At 69.3% G+C, this 25,316-nt stretch carries 23 protein-coding genes; 13 read left to right on the top strand and 10 right to left on the bottom strand.

Annotated features, from left to right (window positions below; translation table 11 throughout):
• The first annotated feature begins 13 nt into the window (after window positions 1–13).
• Together B5P21_RS05910 and B5P21_RS05905 are read left to right on the top strand one after the other, a co-directional pair.
• Window positions 14–571, top strand: a complete 558-nt coding sequence (locus B5P21_RS05910) for a DUF3090 domain-containing protein (RefSeq protein ID WP_094170903.1) — start codon at window positions 14–16, stop codon at window positions 569–571.
• Window positions 571–1,338 (top strand): SCO1664 family protein, encoded by a 768-nt coding sequence (locus tag B5P21_RS05905; RefSeq protein WP_045528752.1) that lies wholly within the window; start codon window positions 571–573, stop codon window positions 1,336–1,338. The genes B5P21_RS05910 and B5P21_RS05905 overlap by 1 nt, the downstream gene beginning before the upstream one ends.
• Before the next feature lie 161 nt (window positions 1,339–1,499).
• Here the strand turns inward: B5P21_RS05905 and B5P21_RS05900 are convergent, their stop codons facing one another.
• From B5P21_RS05900 to ychF, 3 genes are all read right to left on the bottom strand, one after another.
• Window positions 1,500–3,836 carry a DEAD/DEAH box helicase family protein gene (locus tag B5P21_RS05900; RefSeq protein ID WP_094170902.1) on the bottom strand — a complete coding sequence of 779 codons (2,337 nt, stop codon included), beginning with the start codon at window positions 3,834–3,836 and terminating at the stop codon, window positions 1,500–1,502.
• Between the two features lie 3 nt (window positions 3,837–3,839).
• Window positions 3,840–5,795 (bottom strand): site-specific DNA-methyltransferase, encoded by a 1,956-nt coding sequence (locus B5P21_RS05895; protein WP_094170901.1) that lies wholly within the window; start codon window positions 5,793–5,795, stop codon window positions 3,840–3,842.
• 161 nt (window positions 5,796–5,956) lie between these two features.
• The gene (ychF, locus tag B5P21_RS05890; RefSeq protein WP_094170900.1) at window positions 5,957–7,030 is read right to left on the bottom strand and encodes a redox-regulated ATPase YchF; all 1,074 of its coding nucleotides are present in this window, start codon (window positions 7,028–7,030) and stop codon (window positions 5,957–5,959) included.
• Window positions 7,031–7,129: 99 nt separating this feature from the next.
• On the opposite strand from ychF, the gene B5P21_RS05885 reads away from it, so the two are divergent.
• The 3 genes from B5P21_RS05885 to fbaA all read left to right on the top strand — a co-directional run bounded on the left by B5P21_RS05885 (window position 7,130) and on the right by fbaA (window position 10,336).
• Window positions 7,130–7,759, top strand: a complete 630-nt coding sequence (locus tag B5P21_RS05885) for a 3'-5' exonuclease (protein ID WP_045528760.1) — start codon at window positions 7,130–7,132, stop codon at window positions 7,757–7,759.
• 66 nt (window positions 7,760–7,825) lie between these two features.
• Window positions 7,826–9,205 carry a DNA recombination protein RmuC gene (locus B5P21_RS05880; RefSeq protein WP_045528762.1) on the top strand — a complete coding sequence of 460 codons (1,380 nt, stop codon included), beginning with the start codon at window positions 7,826–7,828 and terminating at the stop codon, window positions 9,203–9,205.
• A 105-nt stretch (window positions 9,206–9,310) separates the two neighbouring features.
• Complete coding sequence (gene fbaA / locus B5P21_RS05875) at window positions 9,311–10,336, top strand: class II fructose-bisphosphate aldolase (RefSeq protein WP_045528764.1); 1,026 nt, start codon at window positions 9,311–9,313, stop codon at window positions 10,334–10,336.
• An 84-nt stretch (window positions 10,337–10,420) separates the two neighbouring features.
• Here fbaA and B5P21_RS05870 read toward each other — a convergent pair whose 3' ends face one another.
• Window positions 10,421–11,254 carry a DUF6264 family protein gene (locus B5P21_RS05870; protein WP_045528766.1) on the bottom strand — a complete coding sequence of 278 codons (834 nt, stop codon included), beginning with the start codon at window positions 11,252–11,254 and terminating at the stop codon, window positions 10,421–10,423.
• Window positions 11,251–12,285 (bottom strand): 4-hydroxy-3-methylbut-2-enyl diphosphate reductase, encoded by a 1,035-nt coding sequence (locus tag B5P21_RS05865; RefSeq protein WP_045528767.1) that lies wholly within the window; start codon window positions 12,283–12,285, stop codon window positions 11,251–11,253. The genes B5P21_RS05870 and B5P21_RS05865 overlap by 4 nt, the downstream gene beginning before the upstream one ends.
• 102 nt (window positions 12,286–12,387) lie before the next feature.
• Between B5P21_RS05865 and xseA the strand changes: the two genes are divergently transcribed.
• The 7 genes from xseA to B5P21_RS05830 all read left to right on the top strand — a co-directional run bounded on the left by xseA (window position 12,388) and on the right by B5P21_RS05830 (window position 18,548).
• Entirely contained in the window at window positions 12,388–13,704 is a 1,317-nt protein-coding gene (gene xseA, locus B5P21_RS05860; RefSeq protein WP_045528769.1) for an exodeoxyribonuclease VII large subunit, read from the top strand.
• Between the two features lie 10 nt (window positions 13,705–13,714).
• Window positions 13,715–13,960 (top strand): exodeoxyribonuclease VII small subunit, encoded by a 246-nt coding sequence (locus B5P21_RS05855; RefSeq protein ID WP_015490867.1) that lies wholly within the window; start codon window positions 13,715–13,717, stop codon window positions 13,958–13,960.
• A 2-nt stretch (window positions 13,961–13,962) separates the two neighbouring features.
• Window positions 13,963–14,670 (top strand): DUF4245 domain-containing protein, encoded by a 708-nt coding sequence (locus tag B5P21_RS05850; RefSeq protein WP_045528771.1) that lies wholly within the window; start codon window positions 13,963–13,965, stop codon window positions 14,668–14,670.
• Window positions 14,667–15,329, top strand: coding sequence for a carbonic anhydrase (locus B5P21_RS05845; protein ID WP_045528773.1), 663 nt, complete (start codon window positions 14,667–14,669; stop codon window positions 15,327–15,329). Before B5P21_RS05850 ends, B5P21_RS05845 begins: the two co-directional genes overlap by 4 nt.
• 79 nt (window positions 15,330–15,408) lie before the next feature.
• Window positions 15,409–16,836, top strand: coding sequence for a class II fumarate hydratase (locus B5P21_RS05840; protein ID WP_080939321.1), 1,428 nt, complete (start codon window positions 15,409–15,411; stop codon window positions 16,834–16,836).
• Between the two features lie 635 nt (window positions 16,837–17,471).
• The gene (locus B5P21_RS05835) at window positions 17,472–18,260 is read left to right on the top strand and encodes a hypothetical protein (protein ID WP_133064169.1); all 789 of its coding nucleotides are present in this window, start codon (window positions 17,472–17,474) and stop codon (window positions 18,258–18,260) included.
• A 12-nt stretch (window positions 18,261–18,272) separates the two neighbouring features.
• Window positions 18,273–18,548: a hypothetical protein gene (locus B5P21_RS05830; protein WP_045528775.1), complete on the top strand. Its 276-nt coding sequence runs from the start codon at window positions 18,273–18,275 to the stop codon at window positions 18,546–18,548.
• A gap of 81 nt (window positions 18,549–18,629) precedes the next feature.
• Here the strand turns inward: B5P21_RS05830 and phoH2 are convergent, their stop codons facing one another.
• Both phoH2 and B5P21_RS05820 read right to left on the bottom strand, forming a co-directional pair.
• Window positions 18,630–19,976, bottom strand: coding sequence for an RNA 5'-3' helicase PhoH2 (phoH2, locus tag B5P21_RS05825; protein ID WP_094171403.1), 1,347 nt, complete (start codon window positions 19,974–19,976; stop codon window positions 18,630–18,632).
• A gap of 236 nt (window positions 19,977–20,212) precedes the next feature.
• A complete protein-coding gene (locus tag B5P21_RS05820) occupies window positions 20,213–20,998 on the bottom strand; it encodes an isoprenyl transferase (protein ID WP_045530416.1) in 786 nt (261 codons plus the stop codon).
• An 82-nt stretch (window positions 20,999–21,080) separates the two neighbouring features.
• Between B5P21_RS05820 and trhA the strand changes: the two genes are divergently transcribed.
• Window positions 21,081–21,836, top strand: a complete 756-nt coding sequence (gene trhA / locus B5P21_RS05815) for a PAQR family membrane homeostasis protein TrhA (RefSeq protein WP_094170898.1) — start codon at window positions 21,081–21,083, stop codon at window positions 21,834–21,836.
• Between the two features lie 24 nt (window positions 21,837–21,860).
• Here the strand turns inward: trhA and B5P21_RS05810 are convergent, their stop codons facing one another.
• From B5P21_RS05810 to B5P21_RS05800, 3 genes are all read right to left on the bottom strand, one after another.
• The gene (locus B5P21_RS05810; RefSeq protein WP_045528777.1) at window positions 21,861–23,240 is read right to left on the bottom strand and encodes an extracellular solute-binding protein; all 1,380 of its coding nucleotides are present in this window, start codon (window positions 23,238–23,240) and stop codon (window positions 21,861–21,863) included.
• Between the two features lie 62 nt (window positions 23,241–23,302).
• On the bottom strand, window positions 23,303–24,214 hold the full coding sequence (locus B5P21_RS05805) for a carbohydrate ABC transporter permease (RefSeq protein WP_094170897.1): 912 nt from the start codon (window positions 24,212–24,214) through the stop codon (window positions 23,303–23,305).
• Window positions 24,211–25,200, bottom strand: a complete 990-nt coding sequence (locus tag B5P21_RS05800) for a carbohydrate ABC transporter permease (protein ID WP_045528780.1) — start codon at window positions 25,198–25,200, stop codon at window positions 24,211–24,213. The genes B5P21_RS05805 and B5P21_RS05800 overlap by 4 nt, the downstream gene beginning before the upstream one ends.
• Window positions 25,201–25,316: the final 116 nt, after the last annotated feature.

Here is a 25,316-nt window from a genome sequence, read left to right as displayed (position 1 = left end):
ATAGAGTGGACGCATGCCCACACGAGCCCTCGAATTCGACTGGCCCGACCGGGCCGTGGTCGGCACCATCGGCCTCCCGGGCGCGCGCACGTTCTACTTCCAGGTGCGCTCCGGCCCCCAGCTGGTGACCATCGCCCTCGAGAAGCAGCAGTCCGCGCTGCTCGCCGAGAAGATCGACGAGATCCTCGACCGGCTCGTCACCGTCGAGGGCAACCCGTTCAGCATCCCCGAGAGCACGCCTCCGGAGCTCGTCGACAACGACCCGCTCGAGGACGTCGTCGAGCGCTGGCGCACCGGCGCGATGGGCCTCGGCTGGGATCCGACGACGGCTCAGGTGGTCATCGAGGCGTACCCCCTCGCGGAGGACGACGACAGCGACGACTTCGACCTGCCGAGCGTCGACGACGACACGGCCGACACCGAGATGCTCGTGGTGCGGATGCCCGTCGGCGCGGCCCGCGCGTTCGCCAAGCGCACCCACGAGATCGTGGGCGCCGGCCGCCCGATCTGCGCCCTGTGCGGCTACCCCATCGACCCCGATGGGCACGTCCACACCTTCCCCGACAACTGATGTCGGAGACGGACCCGCTGGACGGCGAGCTGATCGTCACCGGCCGCATCCGCACCGCGTCGAACGCGACCTTCCTCGGGACGATCGCCGACGTGGCCGTCGTCTACAAGCCCATCCGCGGTGAGAACCCGCTGTGGGACTTCCCCGACGCCGTGCTCGCGCATCGCGAGGTCGCCGCCTACCTCGTCTCCGAGGCGCTCGGCTGGGGCGTCGTGCCGCGCACGTGGCTCCGCGACGGCCCGGCGGGCGAGGGCATGGTGCAGCTCTGGCAGGACGAGGATCCCGACCAGGACGCCGTCGACCTGGTCCCCGCGGCCGAGATCCCGGAGACCGGCTACCGGACGGTCCTCGGCGGCGAGGACGAGGAGGGCAACACGGTCGCCCTCATCCACGAGGACACCCCGGCGCTGCGCCGCATGGCCGTCTTCGACGTGATCGTCAACAACGCCGACCGCAAGGGCTTCCACGTGCTCGCCATGCCCGACGGCCACCGCTTCGGCATCGACCACGGCCTCACCTTCCACGAGGACCACAAGCTCCGCACGGTGCTGTGGGGGTGGGTCGGGGATGCGCTGACGGCCGAGGAGCTCGAGGGCGTGGATCGGGTGCTCGCGGGGCTCGACGCGGAGCTGGGGCGGGAGCTGGCGGGGCTGCTGACGGCGGAGGAGATCGCGGCGTTGGCGGAACGGTGCGGGCGGTTGCGTGCGGAGGCGCGGTTCCCGGCGCCTGCCGGGCAGCAGTCAGCGGTGCCCTGGCCGCTGTTCTGACCCTTTATGACCGCGCGTAACAACGTGTCACGAGATCCGCGCGATAAGCTATCGAATCAACTGTCCACTATTTCTCAAATGGACCGATGCGCTCGTGTAGAGACCCGCGTCAAGGGACACCAGATAGCGGCTTGACCCACAAGCGGCGAAATATCGTCAAATCAATCGTCGTGGTCCGCTGGAAGGAAGACCTTTACCAGCGATTCCATGTCCTCGTAAGGGAGGGCACGAAGATCTCGCCCGCTGCCCAACGACCAAACGGAGAAACCGTCCTTGCTATCGGGAGTGCCATCAGTTTTCCAGGTACCCTCGGTCACGAACTTCACCTCGACCGTGGTCGAAACTCTCTTGTGCGGCTTGATAGCGAGGAGCTTGCGGCGCGCATCCCCTTCCACTATGTGATCACCCTTGGTGTCGACACAAATCACCGTGTCGCCTGACCAGATTAGGAAGTCGGGGAAGAACCACACAGTGGAGCCCAGCGTGACGAGTGGAATCTTATACCCGGTCTGGGGGCGGTTCCGCACCCAAATCAGCCCCGTCTCGTCCAGCGCACGGGCGAACCGGAGCTCGAGGCTATTGAGGCCGTCATACCCCTCGTGAAGAGCGTTCTTGAACGTCTCCATTCCGCTACGACGCACCAGTGTGCTGCCGATCTTGTAGGGCTTGGGACGCAACTGCTTGATCTCGGCGAAGCGCAGGTACTCATTGACGGCATCCGCGGCGTTCTGTGAGAGGGCCAAAAAGGCGCTGCTCCCAACCCCCACAAGCGCATCGAACTTTGTGGTGTCGGTGTTCATCACCATGAGGGCAGGCCGGTAGCGACGTGCCACGTCGCGTCGAAAGACCCAGCGGGCGCTGACCCGATTGGACTGCTCGAAGTCAGTCCACTCCGAGTCGACGGCATCGTTCGCCCCGATCACCTGCTGGACGGTCCGTCGTCGACCCTTACCTTGCGTGTTGACCGAGTCCTTCGAGTAGTCGTGGACTCGATTAATGACTGTTTCGATAGGCTCGAGTGTGGGCACGTTATCGATTGCCGCACGAGGAATGCTTCGCTCCTGCTTGACCGGCAAGGTGACGAGATCCTCCGATCCTGGAGGGGATGTGAGGATCCGCACCTCGGGAGCGTCACCACCGAGACCGCGACGCACCTCCTCGACGACCTGGGCGAACGAATCGTTGCGATCGACTCGGACGTAGAAGTGGGCGGTGTTCAAGCGGTCCGACTCGTAGTGTGTCGCCCCGGGCTGGCGCAGGACGCGGCCGACAACCTGTGTGATCTGCACGGCCGAGTCCATTGTGCGGTCGACGTAGGCGAAATAGACAGCCGGGTCGTCCCAGCCCTCCTGCAGGGTCTGATTAAAGATGATGTGCCGGAAGTCGCCGGCGACAAAGTCCCCGTAGTCCCGCTCTCCCCCGCTGAATAGCGTGAACTCCGACGGCAGGGGGAAGTCCTTCTGCGTCCTGAGATCCGCGTACACGGCAATTTCTTCGGCCGGGACGTCGCAGTGCTCGGTGAGGTAGCGCCAGATAAGGATCGGTGACGCCTGCCGCTGCTCGAACGGCTGCTTGGGATCATCAGTCTGGCTGGCATCGTGCGCGAGCACGTTAGTGTTACAGACGTAGATTGCCTTTGGGGCGATCTTTAGCCCCTCAGCCTTGGCATCCACCTCAACCTCGCGCATGTCAGAGAGCATCTCGGAGACGGTCTCCTCCATCGGGGCGTTGAGCCCGTCGAGCGCAATCATGCCTTTGACCAGCCCAGAGGCAACAACAGTTGAGGACTTCACCGAGGTGATGAGGTCTTCGTCCTTGTACTCGCCGGAAGTACGCAACGGCTGGATGACCTCGTTGTCGAACTGGGCGGGGAACCGCAGCGTCGCGCTGGCCAGAAGAAACGCCGCCGGCTGCTGTTCGAGCAGCAGAGTCGTCTGCTGGTCGCTGAGATTTTGAGCCTCGTCATAGACGATCACGAGGGGACGGCGCTGTCCGTCGGCGGTCTCACGTACCTTGAGCGCCTCCCAGCGGGTGGACTCGATGTCGTCGGTATCAAAGGCGAATATTCGCAAGTTGCTGTTCTCGCGATCGCGCTGGTTAAACGTACCGACGGTCGCGAAGTAAAGTAGGGACTCCTTGGAATTCGCCACCTCCTCGGGGTCGTACTCGCTGAGCAGTCGCACCGTGATGTCCGAAAGCAGATGATCGTACTTGCCGCCGCCGGCGAGGTTGGCGTAGCTCTGCTGAACCACAACCTTGCCCCTGGACAGCCACAGGATGACAGGCGGGATCTCCGAAAGTGCGACTATCTCGCTGACGGCCTGGGCAAGAATCGCCGTCTTGCCGGATCCAGTGATGGAGGAGAGCGACTGATAAAAAGGCACATGGCGTTTATTTACCCCACGCCCGAAGAAAATCGGATCCGCGACGTATTCAGCGTAACGGTCTGCAATTTGGGAGGCCGCCTCCTGCTGAAATTGGAACAGCTCAATGGCCATGAATCACCCTTCCTCGGTGAACGACTCGGTACGCACATCCAGACCGAAGTCAGACAGAATACGATCGGGGATCTGGTACCAGATCACGTCGTCGGTGACGATTAGATTGCGGCGGCTATAGACGTGATATACGTCAGCCAGCCCTGCGGTCTCGGCCTCGTCCGTGATCTCCTCGTACACGTCCTCGGTAAGATCAGTGTTAGAGTCCGCACCCGACCAGACAAGGTAGATGCCCTCGTTCCGCGTGTTCTTTGCCACGAGGTACGAGTAGGGCTCGCCGTCGTCGACGATGGGGATTAGAACGGCGATGCGCCGCATCCCGGTGCTGGAGTGCGAGGCGATGACAGTGTCGATCATCTCGTCTCGCTCCATAAGCAGGAGGGTCTTCGCGTCGACTTTTTTCTCAAGGGTTTTAAAGGTGAAACCTCCGCTAAGCGGAAGAGGCTTTGTCTTGGTCTCTTTCACCCAATCCCCCGTGACCACTCGACGCAGACGGTCGACCGTCAGCGTCTTGGCATAGGAGTCACCGTTGTCGGGCCGCCCTTGCTCTATGAGAACGAACCGACGGTCGGCGCCCTGGTCATTATTGAGCTGAAGTACCGCGTGACCAGTTGTTCCTGACCCTGCAAATGGATCCAGGACAATTCCGGTTGGGGGGCACCAGATCTGAATGAGCTTTGTCATGAGCTTCATCGGCTTCACGGTTTCGAACCCATGGCCAGGACCGACGATCGCGGTGAGCTCGTTGACGCCTGTCTGGCTGTGCCCGGACTCCTCGTGATCCCAAGAAACGCTGCCAAGCACATCAGGCTCATCGAGATCGTCGTCAGACCAATAGGTCATTGGGACCCGACCTTGCTTGATGTCCTCGAGATACTTCTTTTGCTGAGGGCGACCCCGGCCATCGAGCCCAAACACCAGACGAGGCCAGTTCCCGGCCTTACGTCGCTTCTCAGAAGCCTCGCAAGCCGCTTCGAGCCTCTCCTTCACCATCACCGCACGAACCTTGCGGACTTCATCCGCTTGCACACCGACAATGGCTGCGCGAGTGTCGGTGTCGTCGATCGAGCGGAGCTCGTACTCGACACCCCATTCGGAGAGCCACTTGAGTGCATCCGCCTGCGGCGCTCGCCAACACTTTCCCGCGGGAGGGTAGTGAATGTCACCCGTGAAAGGAGACTGAATGCCGTAGACCATCCCCTGGTGCGTCTGGGCCTTTGGCCCCGAAAAGTTCTCCCCCTTCCAGAGTCTGGGGTCGCCATCCGGGTTGCGGTACCGCGCATCCATGCTTGCTGTTCGAGCCTGGAGGCCAGTCTTCGCGATCCGTTCATCCTTCGCGTAAACGAGGACGTACTCCGTGGCCGTCGAGACGTGCCGGTTGTCCGAACGCGGTGAGTACGACTTTTGCCAGTTGATGATCGCCAGACGATTCTCTTCACCGAAGAGCTCATCGAGCATTTGCCCGAGGTGGAAGAGCTCGCGACTGTCGATGCAGATCGCCATTACACCCGACGGCCTAAGCATCGCTCGCATCATCTGCAGACGCGGATACATGAATTTCATCCACTTAGTGTGCTTTGCAGGGTCGTCGCTACCGACGTACTCGCCCAGATCCGGATCGTTAGGGTCCCTGTCCCATTTGTCGTTGTACCGAAAGTCACCACCCGTGTTGTACGGCGGATCGGTCAAGATCATGTCGATCTGGCCACGTTCCCGGTACAGCGACGCGAGCGCCTGCAGGTTGTCACCCTCGACCACCAAGTTGCGCGAGCGGCCATGCTCATCGCCGGCGCTGAATGCATTTAAGGTCCGCTGGGCGCGCGGCCGCACCCGACGGCCCAGCTGGCGAGCCAGAACCTTGCCGGGGAACGAGAGATTCACTCCCGCCCCGGTGCGCTCACGGATCATCTCGATCAGCTGCTCAACAGGCAGCGACTCGAGCTCATTTAGATCATCCACAACATGCCCCTTCTACGAATCTGCGTCTTCGAGGGGACGCGCTGCGGGTTCGATGAACCCTACGACGCGACGTGCGACCTCTGGGTCAATAGAGCAGTGACCACTGACATTGCTCGGCCACGTGCCCCGCGCAGGAGCGCGCCCTCACTCGCGGCACACGCTCAGTTGTTGAACCGGAACTCCACCACGTCCCCGTCCTGCATGACGTACTCCTTGCCCTCGATGCGGGCCTTGCCCTTGGAGCGCGCCTCGGCGATCGAGCCGGTCTCGACCAGGTCGTCGTAGGAGATGACCTCGGCCTTGATGAAGCCCTTCTCGAAGTCGGTGTGGATCACGCCGGCCGCCTGCGGGGCCTTCCAGCCACGGCCGATGGTCCAGGCCCGCGTCTCCTTCGGGCCCGCCGTCAGGTAGGTCTGGAGGCCGAGGGTCTCGAAGCCGATGCGGGCGAGCTGGTCGAGGCCCGACTCCTCCTGGCCGGTGCTCGCGAGCATCTCGGCGGCGTCCTCGGGGTCGAGCTCGATGAGCTCCGACTCGATCTTCGCGTCGAGGAACACGGCCTGCGCGGGCGCCACGAGGGCGGCCAGCTCGTCGAGCTTGCCCTTGTCGCCGAGCACCTGCTCGTCGACGTTGAACACGTAGATGCAGGGCTTGGCGGTCAGCAGGCCGAGCTCGCGGACGGGCTCCAGGTCGATCTTCGACGCCGACAGCGGCTTGCCCGAGTCGAGCCACTCGCGCGCGGCCTTCGCGGTCTCGAGCACGACGGGCTCGATGCGCTTCGTCTTCAGCTCCTTCTCGTAGCGCGGCTCGGCGCGCTCGAGGGTCTGCAGGTCGGCGAGGATCAGCTCGGTGTTGATGGTCTCCATGTCGCTCGCGGCGTCCACGCGGCCGTCGACGTGCACGACGTCCTCGTCCTCGAAGCCCCGGACGACCTGGGCGATGGCGTCGGCCTCGCGGATGTTCGCGAGGAACTGGTTGCCGAGGCCCTCGCCCTCGCTCGCACCGCGGACGATGCCCGCGATGTCGACGAAGGAGACGGGCGTGGGGAGGATCTTCTCGCTGCCGAAGAGGCCGGCGAGCACCTCGAGGCGCGGGTCCGGGAGGTTCACCACGCCCACGTTCGGCTCGATCGTCGCGAACGGGTAGTTCGCGGCGAGCACCTGGTTCTTGGTCAGGGCGTTGAAGAGCGTCGACTTACCGACGTTGGGGAGACCGACGATCGCGATAGTGAGTGCCACGGGAGTCCATCGTACGGGGCCCTCCGGTTCCTCCCCCGCCCGCGCCGGGCTGGGCTGTCCCGGGATCCGGCGTCGGTCGTGCGTGGAACACTCGAACCCATGCCGTTGGACTTCACCGCGATCGACTTCGAGACCGCCAACAACTCGTCGGCGAGCGCGTGCTCGGTGGGTCTCGTGAAGGTCCGGGACGGCGTCGTGGTCGAGACCGCGTCCTGGCTCATCCGGCCGCCCGCGGGGCACGACACCTTCTCCGTCTGGAACACGCGGATCCACGGCATCGTCGAGGAGGACGTGGCCGGCGCCGACGGCTGGGCCGACCAGCTCCCGCGCCTCATGGCCTTCGCGGGCGACGACCACCTCGTGGCCCACAACGCGCGCTTCGACATGGGCGTGATCCAGGGCGCCTGCAAGGCGACGGCGCTCATCCCGCCTCCGTACTCCTACCTCTGCAGCCTCCAGGTCGCGCGGCGCACCTACGCGCTCGACTCGTACCGGCTGCCGGTCGCCGCGCGGGCCGCGGGCTTCGAGGACTTCTCGCACCACGAGGCGCTGGCGGACGCCCGAGCGTGCGCCGCCATCGTCGTGCACGCGGCAGCCCGGCACGGCGCCGCGTCGATCGCCGGGCTGGCGGAGGCGGCGGGCGTCGGCCTCGGCCGCATCGGGGCCCCGCGCGCGCAGACCGTCACGCAGGCGTCGGCCGCCGCGACGCCGCCCATCGACTGGGCCTGATCCTCCGCTCGGCCACCCGCCGACGCGCGTCCCGGCCGTGTCGGGGGCCGCTGGCACACTGCACGCATGGATCCCGTCATCGCCCTCCTCGTCGGCCTCGTCATCGGCCTGGCCGTGGGCGCGGTGGTCGGGCTCGCCGTGTCGCGCGCCCGATCCGGGGTGGATGCGCCGGGCAGCGCGGGCGAGGCCGCCCGCCTCGCCGCCGCGGAGGCCACGGTCACCGCTCTCCGCGAGCAGCTGGATCGCACGGAGCGGCTCGCCGAGGAGCAGGTCGCCCAGACCAGCGCGCAGTACGCCGAGCGCGCCCAGACGCAGGATGCGCTGCACCGCGAGCGGCTCGACGCGCAGGAGTCGCACCTCCGCGAGCAGATCGGCCAGCAGGAGGACCGCATCGCGGAGCTGCAGACCCGGCTGCGCGAGATCCAGCGCGCCGAGGTCGCCCGCACCGAGGAGGACGGCCGCGTGCTCACCGCGCTCAGCCCCGTCGCCGAGAGCCTCAAGCAGGTGCAGGCGAAGGTGCACGAGCTGGAGGAGCAGCGCCGGCAGCAGCACGGCGAGCTCAGCGAGCAGCTGCGGAGCGCCACCGAGGCGGAGGAGCGGCTGCGCGCCACGGCCGAGACGCTCGCGTCCGCGCTCCGCTCCAACAGCACGCGCGGCGTGTGGGGCGAGACGCAGCTGCGGAGCGTCGTGGAGGCGGCCGGCCTCATCCACCGGGTCGACTTCGACGTGCAGACGTCCGTCTCCACGGCCCAGGGCAACGGCAGGCCCGACATGGTGGTGCACCTGCCCGGCGGCAAGAACATCGCGGTGGATGCGAAGGCGCCCTTCACCGCCTACCTCGAGGCGAACGCCATCCCCGCCTCCGCCACCGGATCCGAGGGCGCCCGCCGCGACGCGCTGATGAAGCAGCACGTGCAGGCCGTGCGCGACCACATCACGGCGCTCGGCAGCCGCGCCTACTGGGAGGGGCTCGACGCGAGCCCCGAGATGGTCATCGCGTTCATCCCGAGCGAGTCGCTGGTGTCACAGGCGTTGGAGGCGGATCCCAGCATCATGGAGTTCGCGTTCTCCCGTCGCGTCGCGCTCTCCTCCCCCGTCACGCTGTGGTCGGTGCTCAAGACCGTCGCGTTCAGCTGGCAGCAGGAGGTGCTCACGGAGGACGCGAAGCAGCTCTTCGACCTCAGCCGCGAGCTGCACGCGCGCCTCGCCACGAGCGGCGAGCACATCGCCAAGCTCGGCCGCTCCCTCACGGGCGCGGTCGGCGACTACAACCGCGTCGTCGGATCCCTGGAGCGCCAGGTGCTCCCCACCGCCCGCCGCCTCAGCAGGCTGGACGAGTCGAAGGTCATCGGCACGCTCGAGCCGCTCGAGGCCACCACCCGGGAGCTGTCCGCGGACGAGTTCACGCGCCCGGCCGCCCGGGCCGCTGGCACCCCCGCTGGGTAGAGTGGCGAGCACGCGGGGCCCGGCCGCACGACTCCATCCGCCGGCCGATCAGGATCCCGCGACAGCCGCACGGCGTCGCCGTGGATCCGCCGAAGGAGATGCACCATGCCCGTAGCAACCCCCGAGCAGTACGCCGAGATGCTGGATCGCGCCAAGGCCGGCGGATTCGCCTACCCGGCGGTCAACGTCTCGTCGTCGCAGACCATCAACGCGGTCCTCCAGGGCCTCACCGACGCGGGATCCGACGGCATCATCCAGGTCACCACGGGCGGCGCCGACTACTTCTCCGGCCACACCGTGAAGAACCGCGCGGCCGGCGCGCTCGCGTTCGCGCGCTTCGCCACCGAGGTCGCCAAGAACTACCCCATCACGGTCGCTCTGCACACCGACCACTGCCCGAAGGACGCCCTCGACGGCTTCGTCATCCCGATGATCGAGGCCAGCGAGGAGGAGGTCCGCGCGGGCCGCAACCCCATCTTCCAGTCGCACATGTGGGACGGCTCGGCCATCCCGCTGAACGAGAACCTCGACATCGCGACGGACCTCCTCCCCCGCATGAAGGCCATCAACGCGATCCTCGAGGTCGAGATCGGCGTCGTCGGCGGCGAGGAGGACGGGGTCAGCCACGACACGGGCTCGCACCTCTACACGACCCTCGAGGACGCGATCTCCACGGTCGAGGCCCTCGGCCTCGGCGACAAGGGCCGCTACATGGCCGCCCTCACCTTCGGCAACGTGCACGGCGTGTACAAGCCCGGCGGCGTGCAGCTGCGCCCGGCGCTCCTCAAGGAAATCCAGGACGGCATCCAGTCGAAGTACGGCACGGGCGAGAAGCCGTTCGACCTCGTCTTCCACGGCGGATCCGGCTCCTCCGACGACGAGATCGCCGAGGCGGTGCGCAACGGCGTCGTCAAGATGAACATCGACACCGACACGCAGTACGCGTTCAGCCGCTCCATCGCCGACTCGGTGCTCCGCAACTACGACGGCTTCCTCAAGGTCGACGGCGAGGTCGGCGACAAGAAGACGTACGACCCCCGCGCCTGGGGCAAGACGGCGGAGTCGGCGATGGCCGCCCGCGTCGTCGAGGCCACGCGCCAGCTCGGCTCGCACGGCCACTCGCAGAGCTAGCGGGACGCACCTCCGCGCTACGCGAACGACGGCGGGGCCGGTCCTGGTGGACCGGCCCCGCCGTCGTTCGTCAGATGCCGCGCGTCACGGCCCGCGGCTCGACATGATCTGCTGGAACGCCGGATCCTGGACGATCAGCGTCAGCACGAGCACGCTCGTGACCACGGTGGCGACGATGGCGCCCACGATCGGCACCCAGAAGGCGACGCGCTTGCGCTTCACGAGCTCGAGCGAGATCCACGCGGCGAGCACGAAGACGACGATGTTCACGACGTTGACGGCGATGCCGATGACCGAGGTCTGCGGCGTGACCTCGTAGGTGCCGCCGCCGAACAGCGCGTACGACTGGTTGATGGCCCGCGACGGATCCGCGTTCGCGCCGATGCTGCCGACGACGTTCACGAGACCCGCGGCCAGCAGGCCCACGGTGATGGCCGCGTCGAAGCGCCGGGGCGCGCGGCGCGGCTCCTGCCCGGCGAGGTAGGCGGGACGCTCGGGACGGCTGCCCGGAGCGGCGGCCGCATCGCCGGCGGATCGGGCGGTCGGCGCGCGACGCGTGTCCCGGCGCTCCGTCGCGGCGGTCTTCTCCGCGGCACGACGGGAGTCGGCGGCGGCCTTCTCGGCCTCACGGCGCTCCGCCTGCTGGCGCTCGCGCGCGGCCTTGCGTTCCTCCGCCATCTGCTCGGCGAGGGTCTGCGGCGCGGCGCCCTTGGCGGCCTTCTTCCCGCCGCGACCGGAGGTCGCCGGGGCGTCCCGCTCGGCTTGCGCACGGCGGTACTCCGCAGCCTCGGCGACGATCCGCGCGTCCGCCTCGGACAGCCCGGACGAGCCGCCGTCGCCAGACGAGGACGGCGACGCGTACTCGCCGTAGCGCGGGGCCGGCCGGCCGGAACGGCGCGGGCCGTCGTCGTCGCTCACGCGCGGGTGCGCCCGCCGATGGCGCGGCTGTCCGTGTTGCCGGACTGGTCCTTGCGCAGCTCCTTGGGGAGCGAGAAGACGAGGTCCTCCTCGGCCGTGACGACCGCGGTGACGTCGCCGTAGCCGGCGTCGGCCAGGTCGTCGAGCAGCTCCTGCACGAGGACCTCGGGCACGGACGCGCCGCTCGTGACGCCGACGGTGTTCACGCCGTCGAGCCACTCCTGCTTGACCTCGGACGCGTAGTCGACGCGGTACGACGCCTTGGCGCCGTACTCGAGCGCGACCTCGACGAGGCGCACCGAGTTCGAGCTGTTCGCGGATCCGATGACGATCACGAGGTCGGCGTCGACCGCGACCTTCTTGATGGCGACCTGGCGGTTCTGCGTGGCGTAGCAGATGTCGTCGCTCGGCGGGTCCTGCAGGTTGGGGAAGCGGGCGCGGAGGCGCCGGACCGTCTCCATCGTCTCGTCGACCGAGAGCGTGGTCTGCGAGAGCCAGACGAGGTTGTCGGGGTCCTTCACCTCGATCACGTCGGCGTGCTCCGGGGAGTTGACGACGATGGTCTGCTCGGGCGCCTCGCCCGCGGTGCCCTCGACCTCCTCGTGGCCCTCGTGGCCGATGAGGAGGATCTGCATGTCGGCCTTGGCGAAGCGCACGGCCTCGCGGTGCACCTTGGTGACGAGGGGGCAGGTCGCGTCGATGGCCTGGAGGCCGCGGTCGGCCGCGCCCTGCACGACGGCCGGCGAGACGCCGTGCGCGCTGAAGACGACGTGGGCGTTCTCGGGGACCTCGTCGACCTCCTCCACGAAGATCGCGCCCATGCGCTCGAGCGTCGAGACGACGTGCACGTTGTGGACGATCTGCTTCCGCACGTAGACGGGGGCGCCGTAGCGCTCGAGCGCCTTCTCGACGGCCACGACAGCGCGGTCGACGCCGGCGCAGTACCCGCGGGGAGCGGCGAGCAGGACCTTCTTGGCTCCGGCCACCGGGTTATCCTTGAGCCTGTTGCGGACGCCGGGCATCCGCGGCATCGACAGGCTGACGACGGGTGCTCCCACGAGTCGCTGGTCAGTGGTCGCTGGAGTCACAGTCCCGAGTCTAAGCGCCCGTGCTGGGCGACGAGTGGGGGAGCCATGAGCGAGACGCGCACCGTGTCCATGCCGGCAGCCGGCGCCCCGACGGTCGACGCCCCCTGGCCGGTCTCCGTGCTCTCCGGGAAGATCAAGGGCTGGATCGACCGGCTCGGCACCGCGTGGGTCGAGGGGGAGATCACCCAGTGGGGCGGATCCGGCGGCAACGTCTACGGCAAGCTCAAGGACCTCGACGTCGACGCCACCATCAGCTTCACCGTGTGGTCGTCGGTGCGATCCAAGATCCCGGCGGACCTCGGCCAGGGCGCCCGCGTCGTCGCGCTCGTGAAGCCGAACTACTGGGTCAAGGGCGGCACGCTCACGATGCAGGTGCTGGAGATGCGCCACGTCGGGCTCGGCGACCTGCTCGAGCGGCTCGAGCGGCTGCGCCAGACGCTACGCGCCGAGGGCCTGTTCGACGCCGACCGCAAGCGGCGCCTGCCGTTCCTGCCCGGCTGCATCGGCCTCATCACGGGCAAGGACTCGGACGCCGAGAAGGACGTGCTCCGCAACGCGCAGCTGCGCTGGCCGAGCGTCCGCTTCCGCGTCGTGCACACCGCGGTGCAGGGCGACCGGGCAGCGGGCGAGGTCACGCGCGCCATCGGGACGCTCGACGAGGATCCCGAGGTCGACGTCATCGTCGTCGCGCGCGGCGGCGGCGACTTCCAGAACCTCCTCGTCTTCAGCGACGAGACGCTCGTGCGCACGGCGGCCGCGTGCCGCACCCCGCTCGTCAGCGCGATCGGGCACGAGGCCGACCGGCCGCTCCTCGACGACGTGGCCGACCTCCGCGCGTCCACCCCCACCGACGCCGCGAAGCGCGTCGTGCCCGACGTCTCCGAGGAGCTGTCCCGCGTGCAGCAGGCGCGCGCCCGCATCGGCATGCGCCTCACCAGCCAGGTGCGCGGCGAGATCGACCGCATCGAGCAGCTGCGGTCGCGCCCGGTGCTCACGAGCACCGCGTGGATCGTCGACTCGCGCGCCGAGGAGCTCGGCCGCTACATCGCGCGATCCGCGGAGCTCGCCGGCCGCGTCGTCGAGCGCGGCATGCAGCAGACGAGCGAGCTGTCCCGGCAGCTGCGCACGCTCTCGCCGCAGCACGTGCTCGACCGCGGTTACGCGATCGTGCAGACGGCCGACGGATCCGCCCTCCGCGCCCCCGCGGACGCACCCGACGGCACCGGCCTCGTGCTGCGCCTCGCCGCCGGCGCGCTCGGCGCCACCTCCACCGGCCCCACCGACGACATCCCGTCGTCGGCCGCGCGGCTGCCCGCATCCCCCGCCCCGGGCGCCCGGCCGGCGTCCGGCGCCGAAAGCTAGGATCTCCCCCATGCCCACCAGCCCCGCCGACACCGGCGCACGCCTGCCCGACGTCTCCGAGCTCAGCTACGAGGAGGCGCGCGACGCCCTGGTGCGGGTCGTGAACGACCTCGAGCAGGGCGCGTCCACGCTCGAGGAGTCGATCGCCCTGTGGGAGCGCGGCGAGGCTCTCGCGGCCCGCTGCGAGGAGTGGCTGCTGGGCGCCAAGGCCCGGCTCGACGCCGCCCGCACGACCGCCGCATCCGACGCCGGCTGACCGTGGCGAAGCCCCGCACCCCGAACGTCGTCGCCGAGCTCGGCCGACCGGAGACGCCCGAGGAGACCGCCGCCCGCAAGGCCGCCGACTCCCGCCGCCACCGCGCCAAGCAGACGTTCCGCAACCTGCTCTACTCGCTGATCGTCACGGTCGCGACCGTCGCGGTGATCGTCGCGCTCGTCCCCCGCTCGAACACCACGATCCTGCCCGACGTCGACTACGGCGCCGCGGCCGCCGAGGCCCAGGGCGGGTTCCCGCAGACGCTCGTGGTGCCCGACCTGCCCACGGCGTGGAAGAGCAACGACGCGGAGATCCGCCCGGCCGGCCGCGACGGCGTGGCCGTCTGGTACGTCGGCCTCATCACGCCGAGCAACCGCTACATCGGGATCTCGCAGGGCATCGACGCGAACCCCACCTGGCTCGACGAGACGCTGCAGTCCGCGCCCGAGGTGAGCTCCGAGGAGATCGGCGGCCTCGAGTGGACCCTGTACGACAACGCGCAGGCCGACGACCCGGGCAACGTCGTCCTCGCGGCGAGCGCCGTCGACGGCGACAGCACCTACGCGATCTACGGCACGGCCGACGCGAACGAGCTCCGCACCGCCATCGAGGCGGTCGCCGCCGCGCGCACCGCCCCGACCGGCACGACGCCGACACCCGCCGACGGCACCACCAGCACCACCGCACCGGGAGAGGGGAACGAGGGATGACGGACCAGGTCGAGACCGCGCAGGAGGACACCGTGCAGGCGCCCGCCCAGGTGTGGGCCGAGATGGTGGAGGGCAACGCGCGCTTCGTCGCCGGCACCCCCGAGCACCCGCGCCAGGACGTGGAGCGCCGCGCCGCGCTCGCCCACGTGCAGCGCCCGGTGGCCGCGCTGTTCGGCTGCAGCGACTCGCGCCTCGCGGCCGAGATCATCTTCGACAAGGGCCTCGGCGACCTCTTCGTGATCCGCAACGCCGGCCAGATCATCTCCGACTCCGTGCTCGGCAGCCTCGAGTACGCCGTCGCCGTGCTGGGCGTGCCGCTCATCGTGGTGCTCGGGCACGACGAGTGCGGTGCCGTGCGCGCCGCCATCGAGAGCGCGGCGCCCGGCGCCGAGGCGCTGCCGCCGCACATCGCGAACCTCATCGCCCCCATCGCGCCGGCCGTCCACCGCGTCGCGGGCGACCACGTCGTGCCCAGCGAGGTCGACGCGGGCGAGGTCGGGCGCCAGCACCTGCGCGGCACCGTGACCCGCATGCTGGAGGCCTCCGAGATGATCTCCGACAGGGTCGCGGCCGGTAGCCTGGCCATCGTCGGCGCCAACTACAAGCTCCTCGAGGGCACCGCGGTGCCCGACGTCATCGTGGGCGACATCCCTCGCTAGAGGACCGCCCGCGCTGACCCGCGCGACCCGGGCCCGCGGGGCCCGGTGCATCACCCGTCCCGAAGGAGAGAGAAACAGCGTGGTCGACACTTCCCCCGGATCAGACAGCGGCACGACGGACGACTTCCGCATCGAACACGACACGATGGGCGAGGTGCGGGTCCCCCGGACCGCGCTGTACGCCGCGCAGACGCAGCGCGCCGTCGAGAACTTCCCCATCTCCGGCCGCGGTCTCGAGCCCGCGCAGATCCAGGCGCTCGCCCGCATCAAGCGCGCCGCCGCCATCGTGAACGGCGAGATGGGCATCGTCGACGCCGACGTGTCGGCCGCCATCGTCTCGGCCGCCGACGAGGTCGCGGGCGGATCCCACCACGAGCACTTCCCCATCGACGTGTACCAGACGGGCTCCGGCACGAGCTCGAACATGAACATGAACGAGGTCCTCGCGGCCCTCGCGACCGCGTCGCTCGGCAAGCCCGTGCACCCGAACGACCACGTCAACGCGTCGCAGTCGTCGAACGACGTCTTCCCCACCTCGGTGCACGTGGCCGTCACGGGCGCGCTCCTCGCCGAGCTGATCCCCGCCCTCGAGCACCTCGCCGAGGCCCTCGAGACCAAGGCCGAGGCGTGGAAGGGGCTCGTCAAGGCGGGCCGCACGCACCTCATGGACGCGACGCCCGTCACGTTCGGCCAGGAGTTCGCCGGCTACGCGCGCCAGATCCGCCTCGGCATCGAGCGCGTGCGCACCGCGCTCCCCCGCGTCGCGGAGGTCCCGCTCGGCGGCACGGCCACCGGAACCGGCATCAACACCCCGGTCGGCTTCCCGCAGAAGGTCATCGAGGTGCTGGCGGACGACACCGGCCTGCCCGTCACCGAGGCGCTCGACCACTTCGAGGCGCAGGGCGCGCGCGACGGCCTCGTCGACGCGTCCGGCGCGCTGCGCACCCTCGCGGTGAGCCTCACGAAGATCTGCAACGACATCCGCTGGATGGGCTCGGGCCCGAACACCGGCCTCGGCGAGCTGCACATCCCCGACCTGCAGCCCGGGTCGTCGATCATGCCCGGCAAGGTCAACCCGGTCATCCCCGAGGCCGTGCTCATGGTGTGCGCGCGCGTCATCGGCAACGACGCCACGGTCGCGTGGGCGGGCGCGTCGGGCCTGTTCGAGCTCAACGTCGCGATCCCCGTCATGGGCTCGTCGCTGCTCGAGTCGATCCGCATCCTCGCCTCCTCCACGCGCCTGCTCGCCGACAAGACCGTCGACGGCCTGCGCGTCAACGAGGAGCACGCGCGGGCGCTCGCGGAATCGTCGCCGTCCATCGTCACGCCGCTGAACCGCATCATCGGCTACGAGGCCGCGGCGAAGATCGCCAAGCACTCGGTCGCGCAGAAGATGACCGTGCGCGAGGCCGTCGTCGACCTCGGCTACGTCGAGCGCGGCGAGATCACCGAGGAGCAGCTCGACCAGGGCCTCGACGTGCTGCGGATGACGGCGCCCGGCCTGTAGGCCGCCGCTCCGCACCGACGCCGACGGGCGCCGATCCCCTCGGGGGCCGGCGCCCGTCGTCGTGCGCGCAGAACACGGACTACGAATCGTCGCCTACGCGTGGCTTTGGTGCGAACGTCCCGGCGGATCTCAGGGCCGCCCACCGGAGAGCCAGCGAAGCACGTACAGCGGAATCCCTCCATGGCGACGAGGCCGCCGACGCCGGGCCATACCTGTCACCCGATATGCCGACTGGCGCCGCTCAGATATCCACGATGGGCGCGGGCGAGCATTCCCGCATTTCATCCCTTTGGGGGATCCATGATCCCGAAGAAGCGCCTAGTCGCAACAGAAAAAGCCCGACATGTGCGCCGTCGGGGACAGACGATGCCCAGCGCCATCGTGGAGATAGCGGCCTCATCGGCATGATCACAGCCCTGTGCCGGTGACGAAGCATTCCACCTTCGTGAATCCGATCAGGCACGGAGGACGCATCTGCGGGAAGCCTGAGCATGCACTCCCAATTCCTCGCATGAGGAGAAGAGTGACCATAGGCTCCCCCAAGATCGACTCCCATGCATTTCCACCGACACACGAAGGAGTGTGCAATGAAATATCCCGTCTTTTCAGGCAGATCGCGATCGACCGCCATGTGCGTGGCGAGCGTCCTCGCGGTCACCGCGCTGGCGGCGCCTGCGAGCGCGTCCGCCCGGACGGTCGACCCGGCGAGCGCCTCGATCGAGCTGGTTTCCGGGTCGCTGGCCAACGTCGAGCGCTCGGACCCGACGCTCCTGCACGAGCCCTCAGCGAGCAGCATCGGAGAGATGCGGGCGGGCACGGAAGCCGTGACGATCCCCACTGATCTCTCCGACGGCATCACCGTCACCGACGGCAACGGCGACCGGCTCCGCGTGGACCTCCCCGGGGCGGACGCAGCCGCCGCCCCGGTCGTCCTCGACGAGGGGACCGTCGTGTTCCCGGGACAGGCGAGCGCGAACTCCGTCATCGTCTCGGACGTCGGCGTGCAGATGCTCACGACCGTCGCCGACGCGCACGCGCCCAGCACGTACTCCTACGACGTGTCGCTGCAGCCCGGGCAGGAGCTCGCCCTGATCGGTGAAGGAGCCGCGGTCCTCGACGCCGACGGCAGCGCCGCCCTGCTCATCGGGCAGGCGTGGGCGATGGACGCGGACGGCGATGCCGTCCCGACCCGCTACTCGGTGGAGGGGGCCACCTTGACGCAGCACGTCGACCGCACGTCGACGCACGACGTGGCCTACCCGGTGGTCGCCGACCCCGTGTGGTTCGCGCCCGCCGTGCTGAGGTGTCTGGCGGGCATCGGCCTCAACGGCCCCCAGATCGCCAACATCATCGCGACAGGGACGCCGGGATCCCTGCCCTCCGCTCTGGGCAGGGCTGCCCTTGCATGCATCCGAGGCAAGTAGAAGGGTTTGCGCATGACTCACGACGAGACCCCGGGACGACGGTCGAGTGACCTCGCGACGGCGGAAGCGGCCATCGCCGCGCACCCGCTGTCGTCGGAGCGGGTGACACGGGCCAACGCGATCATCGAGGCGGCAGACCGCGATGACAAGGCAGCCGTCGAGGCACGGCTGGCCGAGGAGGGCCTCCCCGGGCTGGCGGAGCTCGGGAAGATCCAGGTGCGCCACTCGCTGAGCTGGTGGAGGCTGCACCGCCGACGCCGGAAGATCCTCGCCCGGCTCGACCGCTAGCCGCACCGACACCGACACAGACGCCGACGGGCACCGATCCCCCGGGGACCGGCGCCCGTCGTCTTGCGCGGGGCAGGTGGATCAGACGGGGTCGCCGTCGAGCAGACCCGTCACGAGCGCCGCGATCGCGCTCCGCTCCGAGCGGGTGAGCGTGATGTGCCCGAACAGCTCGTGCCCCTTGAGCGTCTCGATGACGCTCGCGACGCCGTCGTGCCGGCCGACGCGGAGGTTGTCGCGCTGCGCCACGTCGTGCGTGAGCACCACGCGCGAGTTCTGGCCGATGCGGCTGAGCACCGTGAGCAGCACGTTCCGCTCCAGCGACTGGGCCTCGTCGACGATCACGAACGCGTCGTGCAGCGAGCGCCCGCGGATGTGGGTGAGCGGCAGCACCTCGAGGATCCCCCGCTCCACCACCTCGTCCATGACGTTCTGCGAGACGACGGAGCCGAGCGTGTCGAACACGGCCTGCGCCCACGGGTTCATCTTCTCGGTGGCGTCGCCCGGCAGGTAGCCGAGCTCCTGGCCGCCCACCGCGTACAGCGGCCGGAACACCATGATCTTGCGGTGCTGCTGCTTCTCCAGCACGGCCTCGAGCGCGGCGCAGAGGGCGAGCGCGGACTTGCCGGTGCCGGCGCTGCCGCCGAGGGACACGATCCCCACCTCGCGGTCGAGGAGCAGGTCGATCGCGAGCCGCTGCTCCGCCGAGCGGCCCTTGAGGCCGAACACCTCGCGGTCGCCGCGCACCAGGTTGACGGTGCCGCGGCGGACGACGCGCCCGAGGGCGGATCCGCGGTCGGAGTGCAGCACGACGCCCGTGTTCACGGGCAGGTCCTGCACGACGCGCGTCTGCAGCGACTCGCCGTCGTAGAGGTCGGCCATCTGCTCGCTGGAGAGGGTGACGTCGGCCATGCCGGTCCAGCCGCTGTCCACGGCGAGCTCGGCGCGGTACTCCTCCGCCTGCAGGCCGATGGAGGCGGCCTTCACGCGCAGCGGCATGTCCTTCGAGACGACCGTGACCGCGAGGCCCTCGGTCGACAGGTTGAGCGCGACGGCGAGGATCCGGGAGTCGTTGTCCCCGAGCTGCAGGCCGTTCGGGAGGCCCGACATGCTCGAGTGGTTGAGCTCGACCCGCAGCGTGCCGCCGGCCTCGCCCACCTCGATGGGGAAGTCGAGCCGCTCGTGCTCCTCGCGGAGCTGGTCGAGGAGGCGGAGGGCCTGCCGCGCGAAGTACCCGATCTCCGGGTCGTTCCGCTTCGCCTCGAGCTCGGTGATGACGATGACCGGGATCACCACCGCGTGCTCGGCGAAGCGGAAGAGCGCACGCGGGTCGGACAGGAGGACGGAGGTGTCGAGCACGTACGTGCGCTCGGCCTGCGGCGTCCCCTCCCCCCGGCTCGCGCGTCGTGCGGTGCTGCTCTGGCTGTCCATCGGGGCCACGGGCCACTCCATCCCCGAGCGGTCGCGCTCGGATCCTGACGGCGATCGGGCCACGGTGGCGAGAAGAGATCCTGCGGCCCTCTCGATCGGGCGCCATGCCCGATGAGTGCGAACCTACGTCGCGCACCGCCGACATGACCAGAGCGACGCGGGTCCGGATGTGTCGTGGACATGAACTCTTGCCCGGCGCGGCCGACCGAGCGCGTCCGCAGCCCGGATCGAGGGCGTCAGGAGCCGAAGCGGCGCTGGCGGGAGGAGTAGTCGCGCAGGGCCCGGAGGAAGTCGACCTCGCGGAGGTCGGGCCCCAGCGCCTCCATGAAGTAGAGCTCGCTGTGGGCCGACTGCCACAGCATGAAGTCGCTGATGCGCTGCTCGCCCGAGGTGCGGATCACGAGGTCCGGATCCGGCTGCCCGCTCGTGTAGAGGTGCTCGCCGATGAGGTCGGGCGTGAGGAGCGCCGCGAGGTCCTCCAGGGTGCCGCCGGCCAGGTGGTGCTGCTGCACGATGCTGCGCATGGCGTCGGCGATCTCGGTGCGCCCGCCGTAGCCGACGGCCAGGTTGATGTGGAGCCCGGCGTTGCCCTTCGAGCGCTCCTCGGAGGCGTCGAGCCGGGCGATGAGCTCGGGCGGCAGGCCCTCGTCGGATCCGACGTGCTTGACGCGCCAGTCGCGGTGCCGGGAGAGGTCCTCCGCGAGCTCGCCGATGATGTCGATGAGCGCCGTGAGCTCGGCGCTGCTCCGGCCCGTGAGGTTGTCGGTGGAGAGCAGGTACAGGGTGGTGACCTTGATGTCGAGGTCGTCGCACCACTCGAGGAACTCGAGGAACTTGGCCGCTCCCGCGCGGTGCCCGTGCGCCGCGGACTCGAGCCCGAGCTGGCGGGCCCAGCGGCGGTTGCCGTCGAGGATCATCGCGATGTGGTGCGGGAGGGCGTTCCGGTCGAGGCCGCGGCGGATGCGCTTCTGGTACGCCCGGTAGAGCAGACCGCGCCACGGTCGGATCGGCTTCTCTCGCACGGAGGCCACGCTATCCCACCTGCCCGCGCGCCCGGATCGCCCGCCCGGCCGACGTCGTGGACGGCTGTCCTACACTCGCAGGATGACGCGCGACGCCCCATCCACCGGACCGCTCGGCACCCCGGATGGCGAGGCACGGGCGGACGGCGAGCACGTCGCCCACCTCCCGCTCGTCGAGGACGCGCAGGACGTCGGACCCGAGCCGAAGCCCACCTGGCGCGGCTGGTTGCACGCGGGCATGACCCCGGTGGCGCTCGTGCTCGGGATCGTCCTCATCGCGGTCGCCGACGGGGCCGCGGCGAAGATCGCCTGCGCCGTCTTCGTCGCGTCGTCGCTGCTGCTGTTCGGCGTCTCGGCCGTCTACCACCGGTTCGACTGGTCGCCGCGGGCGAAGATCCTGCTCAAGCGGATGGACCACGCCAACATCTTCCTGCTCATCGCGGGCTCGTACACGCCCATCACGGTGCTGGCGCTGCCGCACGACAAGTCGGTGCTGCTGCTCTGGCTCGTGTGGTCGGGCGCGGCGATCGGCGTGCTCTTCCGCGTGCTCTGGATCCACGCCCCGCGCTGGCTCTACGTGCTGCTGTACCTCGTGCTCGGGTACGCGTCGCTCGTGTTCATCGTCGACTTCTTCCGCGCCGACGCCGCGATGATGACGCTCATCCTCGCGGGCGGCCTCGCGTACACGGTCGGCGCGGTCGCCTACGCGCTGAAGCGGCCGAACCCCTGGCCCGGCCGCTTCGGCTTCCACGAGATCTTCCACGCGTTCACCCTGGTGGCGTTCCTCTGCCACTGGACGGGGATCCTGCTGGTGGCGACGCACCCGCCCGTCGTCTGACCGGGCGGGTGCGTCGGGCGCCCGCTACAGGTACGGCTGCACGTTCTCCGTGTAGGCGCTCGTGAGCTGCGTCGCGGCGGCCGAGAACACGGCGGCCGGGTCCGCGTCCTGCGTGAGGATCTGCGACCAGGGCTGCTGCAGGTAGGTGTCGCCGTTCGGGATCAGCGTGCGCGCCCAGTCCTGCGAGCGCACGTGCTCGAGGCTGTCGTACACGGTGCGGAAGGCCGGGTTCGAGGCCCAGAAGCCCGTGAGGTCGGACGACTCGCCCGCCGAGGTGCGGGAGGGCGCGTAGCCGGTCTTCTTCGCCAGGGCGACCTGCTGGTCCACCTCGGTCAGGTGCTTGATGAACATGGCCGCCGCGAGCTGCTGCTCCTTGGTCTTGCTCCCGATGACGGCGAGGCCCGTGCCGCCCGTGGGGACGAACTGGCCCTGGGGGCCGCCCGGCAGCACGCCCGTGCCGATGGGGAACTTCGCGCTCGCGGTGACGATGCCGACCGCGCCCGCCGAGGCGATGGTGCACGGCGCGAGCCCGCCCGCGAAGTCGACCGCGGTGTCGCCGCTGGCCGCCGCCACGTTCGCGATCTTCGAGTCGAAGACGAGGCCGCGCGCGTAGCCGGCCGCCTCGAGCGTCTCGGGCTGGTCGAGCTCCAGGTCCCAGCCGTCGGAGTACTGGCCGCCGCGACCCCAGAGGACGTTGCTCATCGCCCAGGTGCCGATGGATCCCTGCGGCAGGCGCACCGCGGGGTTGCCGCCGGTCGCCTTCATTATCGCGGGCGCCCACTCCTCGAGCTCGGCCCAGGTGTCGGGCGCGCGGTCCGGGAGGCCGGCCTTCTGCCAGATCGACTTGTCGTAGTAGAAGATCGGCGTCGAGCGGGCGTACGGCACCGCGAAGCGCGCGCCGTCGTAGAGGTAGTCGTCGAGGAACACCTTGTTGAAGTCGTCGAGCTCGAAGCCGAGGTGCGACATGAGGCCGTCCATCGCGATCGACTGCTTGTTGACCATGTAGCGGAACCACCAGGTGTCGCTGGCGTTCACCATGTCGGGCATGCTGTCGGTGCCCGCGGCCGCCTGCAGCTTCTGCGCGATCTCGTCGTAGCTCGCGCCGCCCGTCACCACGTTCACGGTGATGCCGGTCTTCGCGAGGAAGTCCGCGGCGAACTGGGCCTCGAGGTCGGAGGTCTGGCCGGGGTGCGTGGTCCACCAGGTGATGTCCGTCGCGGGCTGGATCCCATCCCAGTCGGTGTCGGGGGCCGCGCTGGCCGCCGTGTCGCCGCCGACCGACGGACCGGAGCAGGCGGCGAGCATCGCGGTGCCGCCGAGGACGGCGCCGAGCTTCAGCACGCTGCGGCGGTCGAACGGGCGGGCGGCGAAGCCGCCGAGGGCCGAGCGGGGGTCGATGGGCATGGTTCTCCTGGGTTCGGGATGCGGGTCGAGCGGGGAGGCATGAGGCGGGAGGGAGAGGCGCGTCAGCCGGTCACGGCGCCGGCGGTGAGACCGCCGACGATGCGCCGCTGGAAGACGAGGAAGACCGCGAGCACCGGGATCGTGACGATGACGGTGCCCGCCATGAGCACGCCCCAGTTGGTGATGCCCGTGGTGTCCTGCAGCAGGGTGAGGCCGACGGGGAGCGTCATCATGTGCGGGTCGGTGGTGACCAGCAGCGGCCAGAGGTAGTCGTTCCACTCGCCGACGATGGAGACCAGCGCGACGGCGGCGATCGTGGGGCCCGACATGGGGATCACGAACGACCACAGGCGGCGGAGGTGACCGGCCCCGTCGATCGCGGCGGCCTCGAGCACGGAGCCCGGCAGCGTGAGGAAGTGCTGGCGGAACAGGAACGTGCCGTACGCGCTGGCGACGCCGGGGAGGATGAGTCCCGGGTAGGTGTTGATCCAGCCGAGGCCCGCGATGACCTGGTAGTTCGGGATCATCACGATCTGCTGCGGCACGAGGAGCGCGAGGATCACGACGCCGAACCAGACGTTCTTGAACGGCACGCGGATGAAGACCAGCGCGTACGCGGTCATCAGGCCGAGCAGCACCTTGAGGCCGGAGCCCGCGATCGTCTTGATGAGGCTGTTGGTCGCGAGCGTCGAGAAGGACACCGTGTCGGACGCGGTCGCGTAGTTCGTCGGCGCGAAGGACGACGGCAGGAGCTTGAGCGGCAGCGAGTAGATCTCGCCGAAGTCCTTGAAGCTCGTGAGCACCATCCACACGAGCGGCAGGAGCATGACGACCACGGCGAGGGCGAGCGCGAGGTACGTGCCGGCGAGGGACGGGCGGGTGGAACCCGACGCGGACAGACGGGGGCCGCGACGCGGGCGGCGCGCACCCGAGGGGACGGCCGCGGGCTCCGGGCGGGCGAGGGTCGTGGTCACGAGTAGTGCACCTTCCGCTGGACGACGACGAGCTGGACGAGCGTGACGACGAGCAGGACGAGGAACAGGATCGTGGCGACGGCGGACGAGTAGCCGGCCCGTCCGGCCACGAAGCCCTCGTGGTAGATCTGGTACATCATCGTGGTGGTCCCCTGCAGCGGCCCGCCCTTGGTCATGGCGCTGATGAGGTCGAAGGTCTGCAGCGAGCTCAGCAGGGTGGTCACGCTGAGGAAGAACGTGGTCGGGCTGAGCAGCGGCAGCACCACGCGGAGGAAGGTGCGGATCTGGCCGGCGCCGTCGAGGGCCGCGGCGTCGAGCAGGTCCTTCGGCACGGCCTGGAGGCCCGCGAGGTAGATGAGGGCGCAGTAGCCGAGGTCGCGCCACACCTGCACGGTCGTGACCATCGCGAGGGCGGCGCCCGGGTCGCTGTACCAGGCGGGCGACGGGAGGCCGACGAGCTGGAGCCCCGCGGAGATCAGGCCGAAGTTCGGGTCGAAGACGTAGAGCCAGAGGAACCCGACGGCGACGCCGGAGAGCACGTACGGCGCGACGATGATGGTGCGCACGGGGCCGCGCAGCCGGATCCTGCGGTTGAGCAGCACGGCCACGCCAAGCCCCAGCACCATCGAGCCGACGACCGTGACGCCCGTGAAGATCACTGTCACGGAGACGACCGTGGGGGTCTGCGGATCCTGGAACCACGCGACGTAGTTGGTCAGGCCGACCTCGCGGGCCACGGAGGAGCCGATGTTCCACTGGAGCGTCGAGTAGTAGAAGGACTCGAGCAGTGGCTTGTACGTGAAGACCGCGAGCAGCAGCACGTTCGGGCCGACGAAGGCGAGGAAGAGGAGCCCGTCGCGGAGTCGCCCTGGGCGGCGACGGCGCGACCGCGGGTCGGCGGCGGGGCGCGTGGCGGCCTCGGGGACCGTCGAGGACACCGCTCCGGGCGGTGGTGCGATCCGGGCGGGCGCGGGGGCGTGCGTCATGTCCGACCTCCTCTGGCGACACGAGGAGGGAACGTTCCCTTCGTGCCTGGCAAAGCTAAGGAGGGTGGGTTAACGACGGACGACGAAGGGGTGGCGGGCGGGCGGACGCGCGACGG

It is taken from the genome of Clavibacter michiganensis subsp. insidiosus (assembly GCF_002240565.1).
GTDB classification, from domain to species: Bacteria; Actinomycetota; Actinomycetes; order Actinomycetales; family Microbacteriaceae; genus Clavibacter; species Clavibacter insidiosus.
Note: the sequence above shows the minus strand (reverse complement) of the source record. Positions and strands in the feature narration are given on the sequence as shown.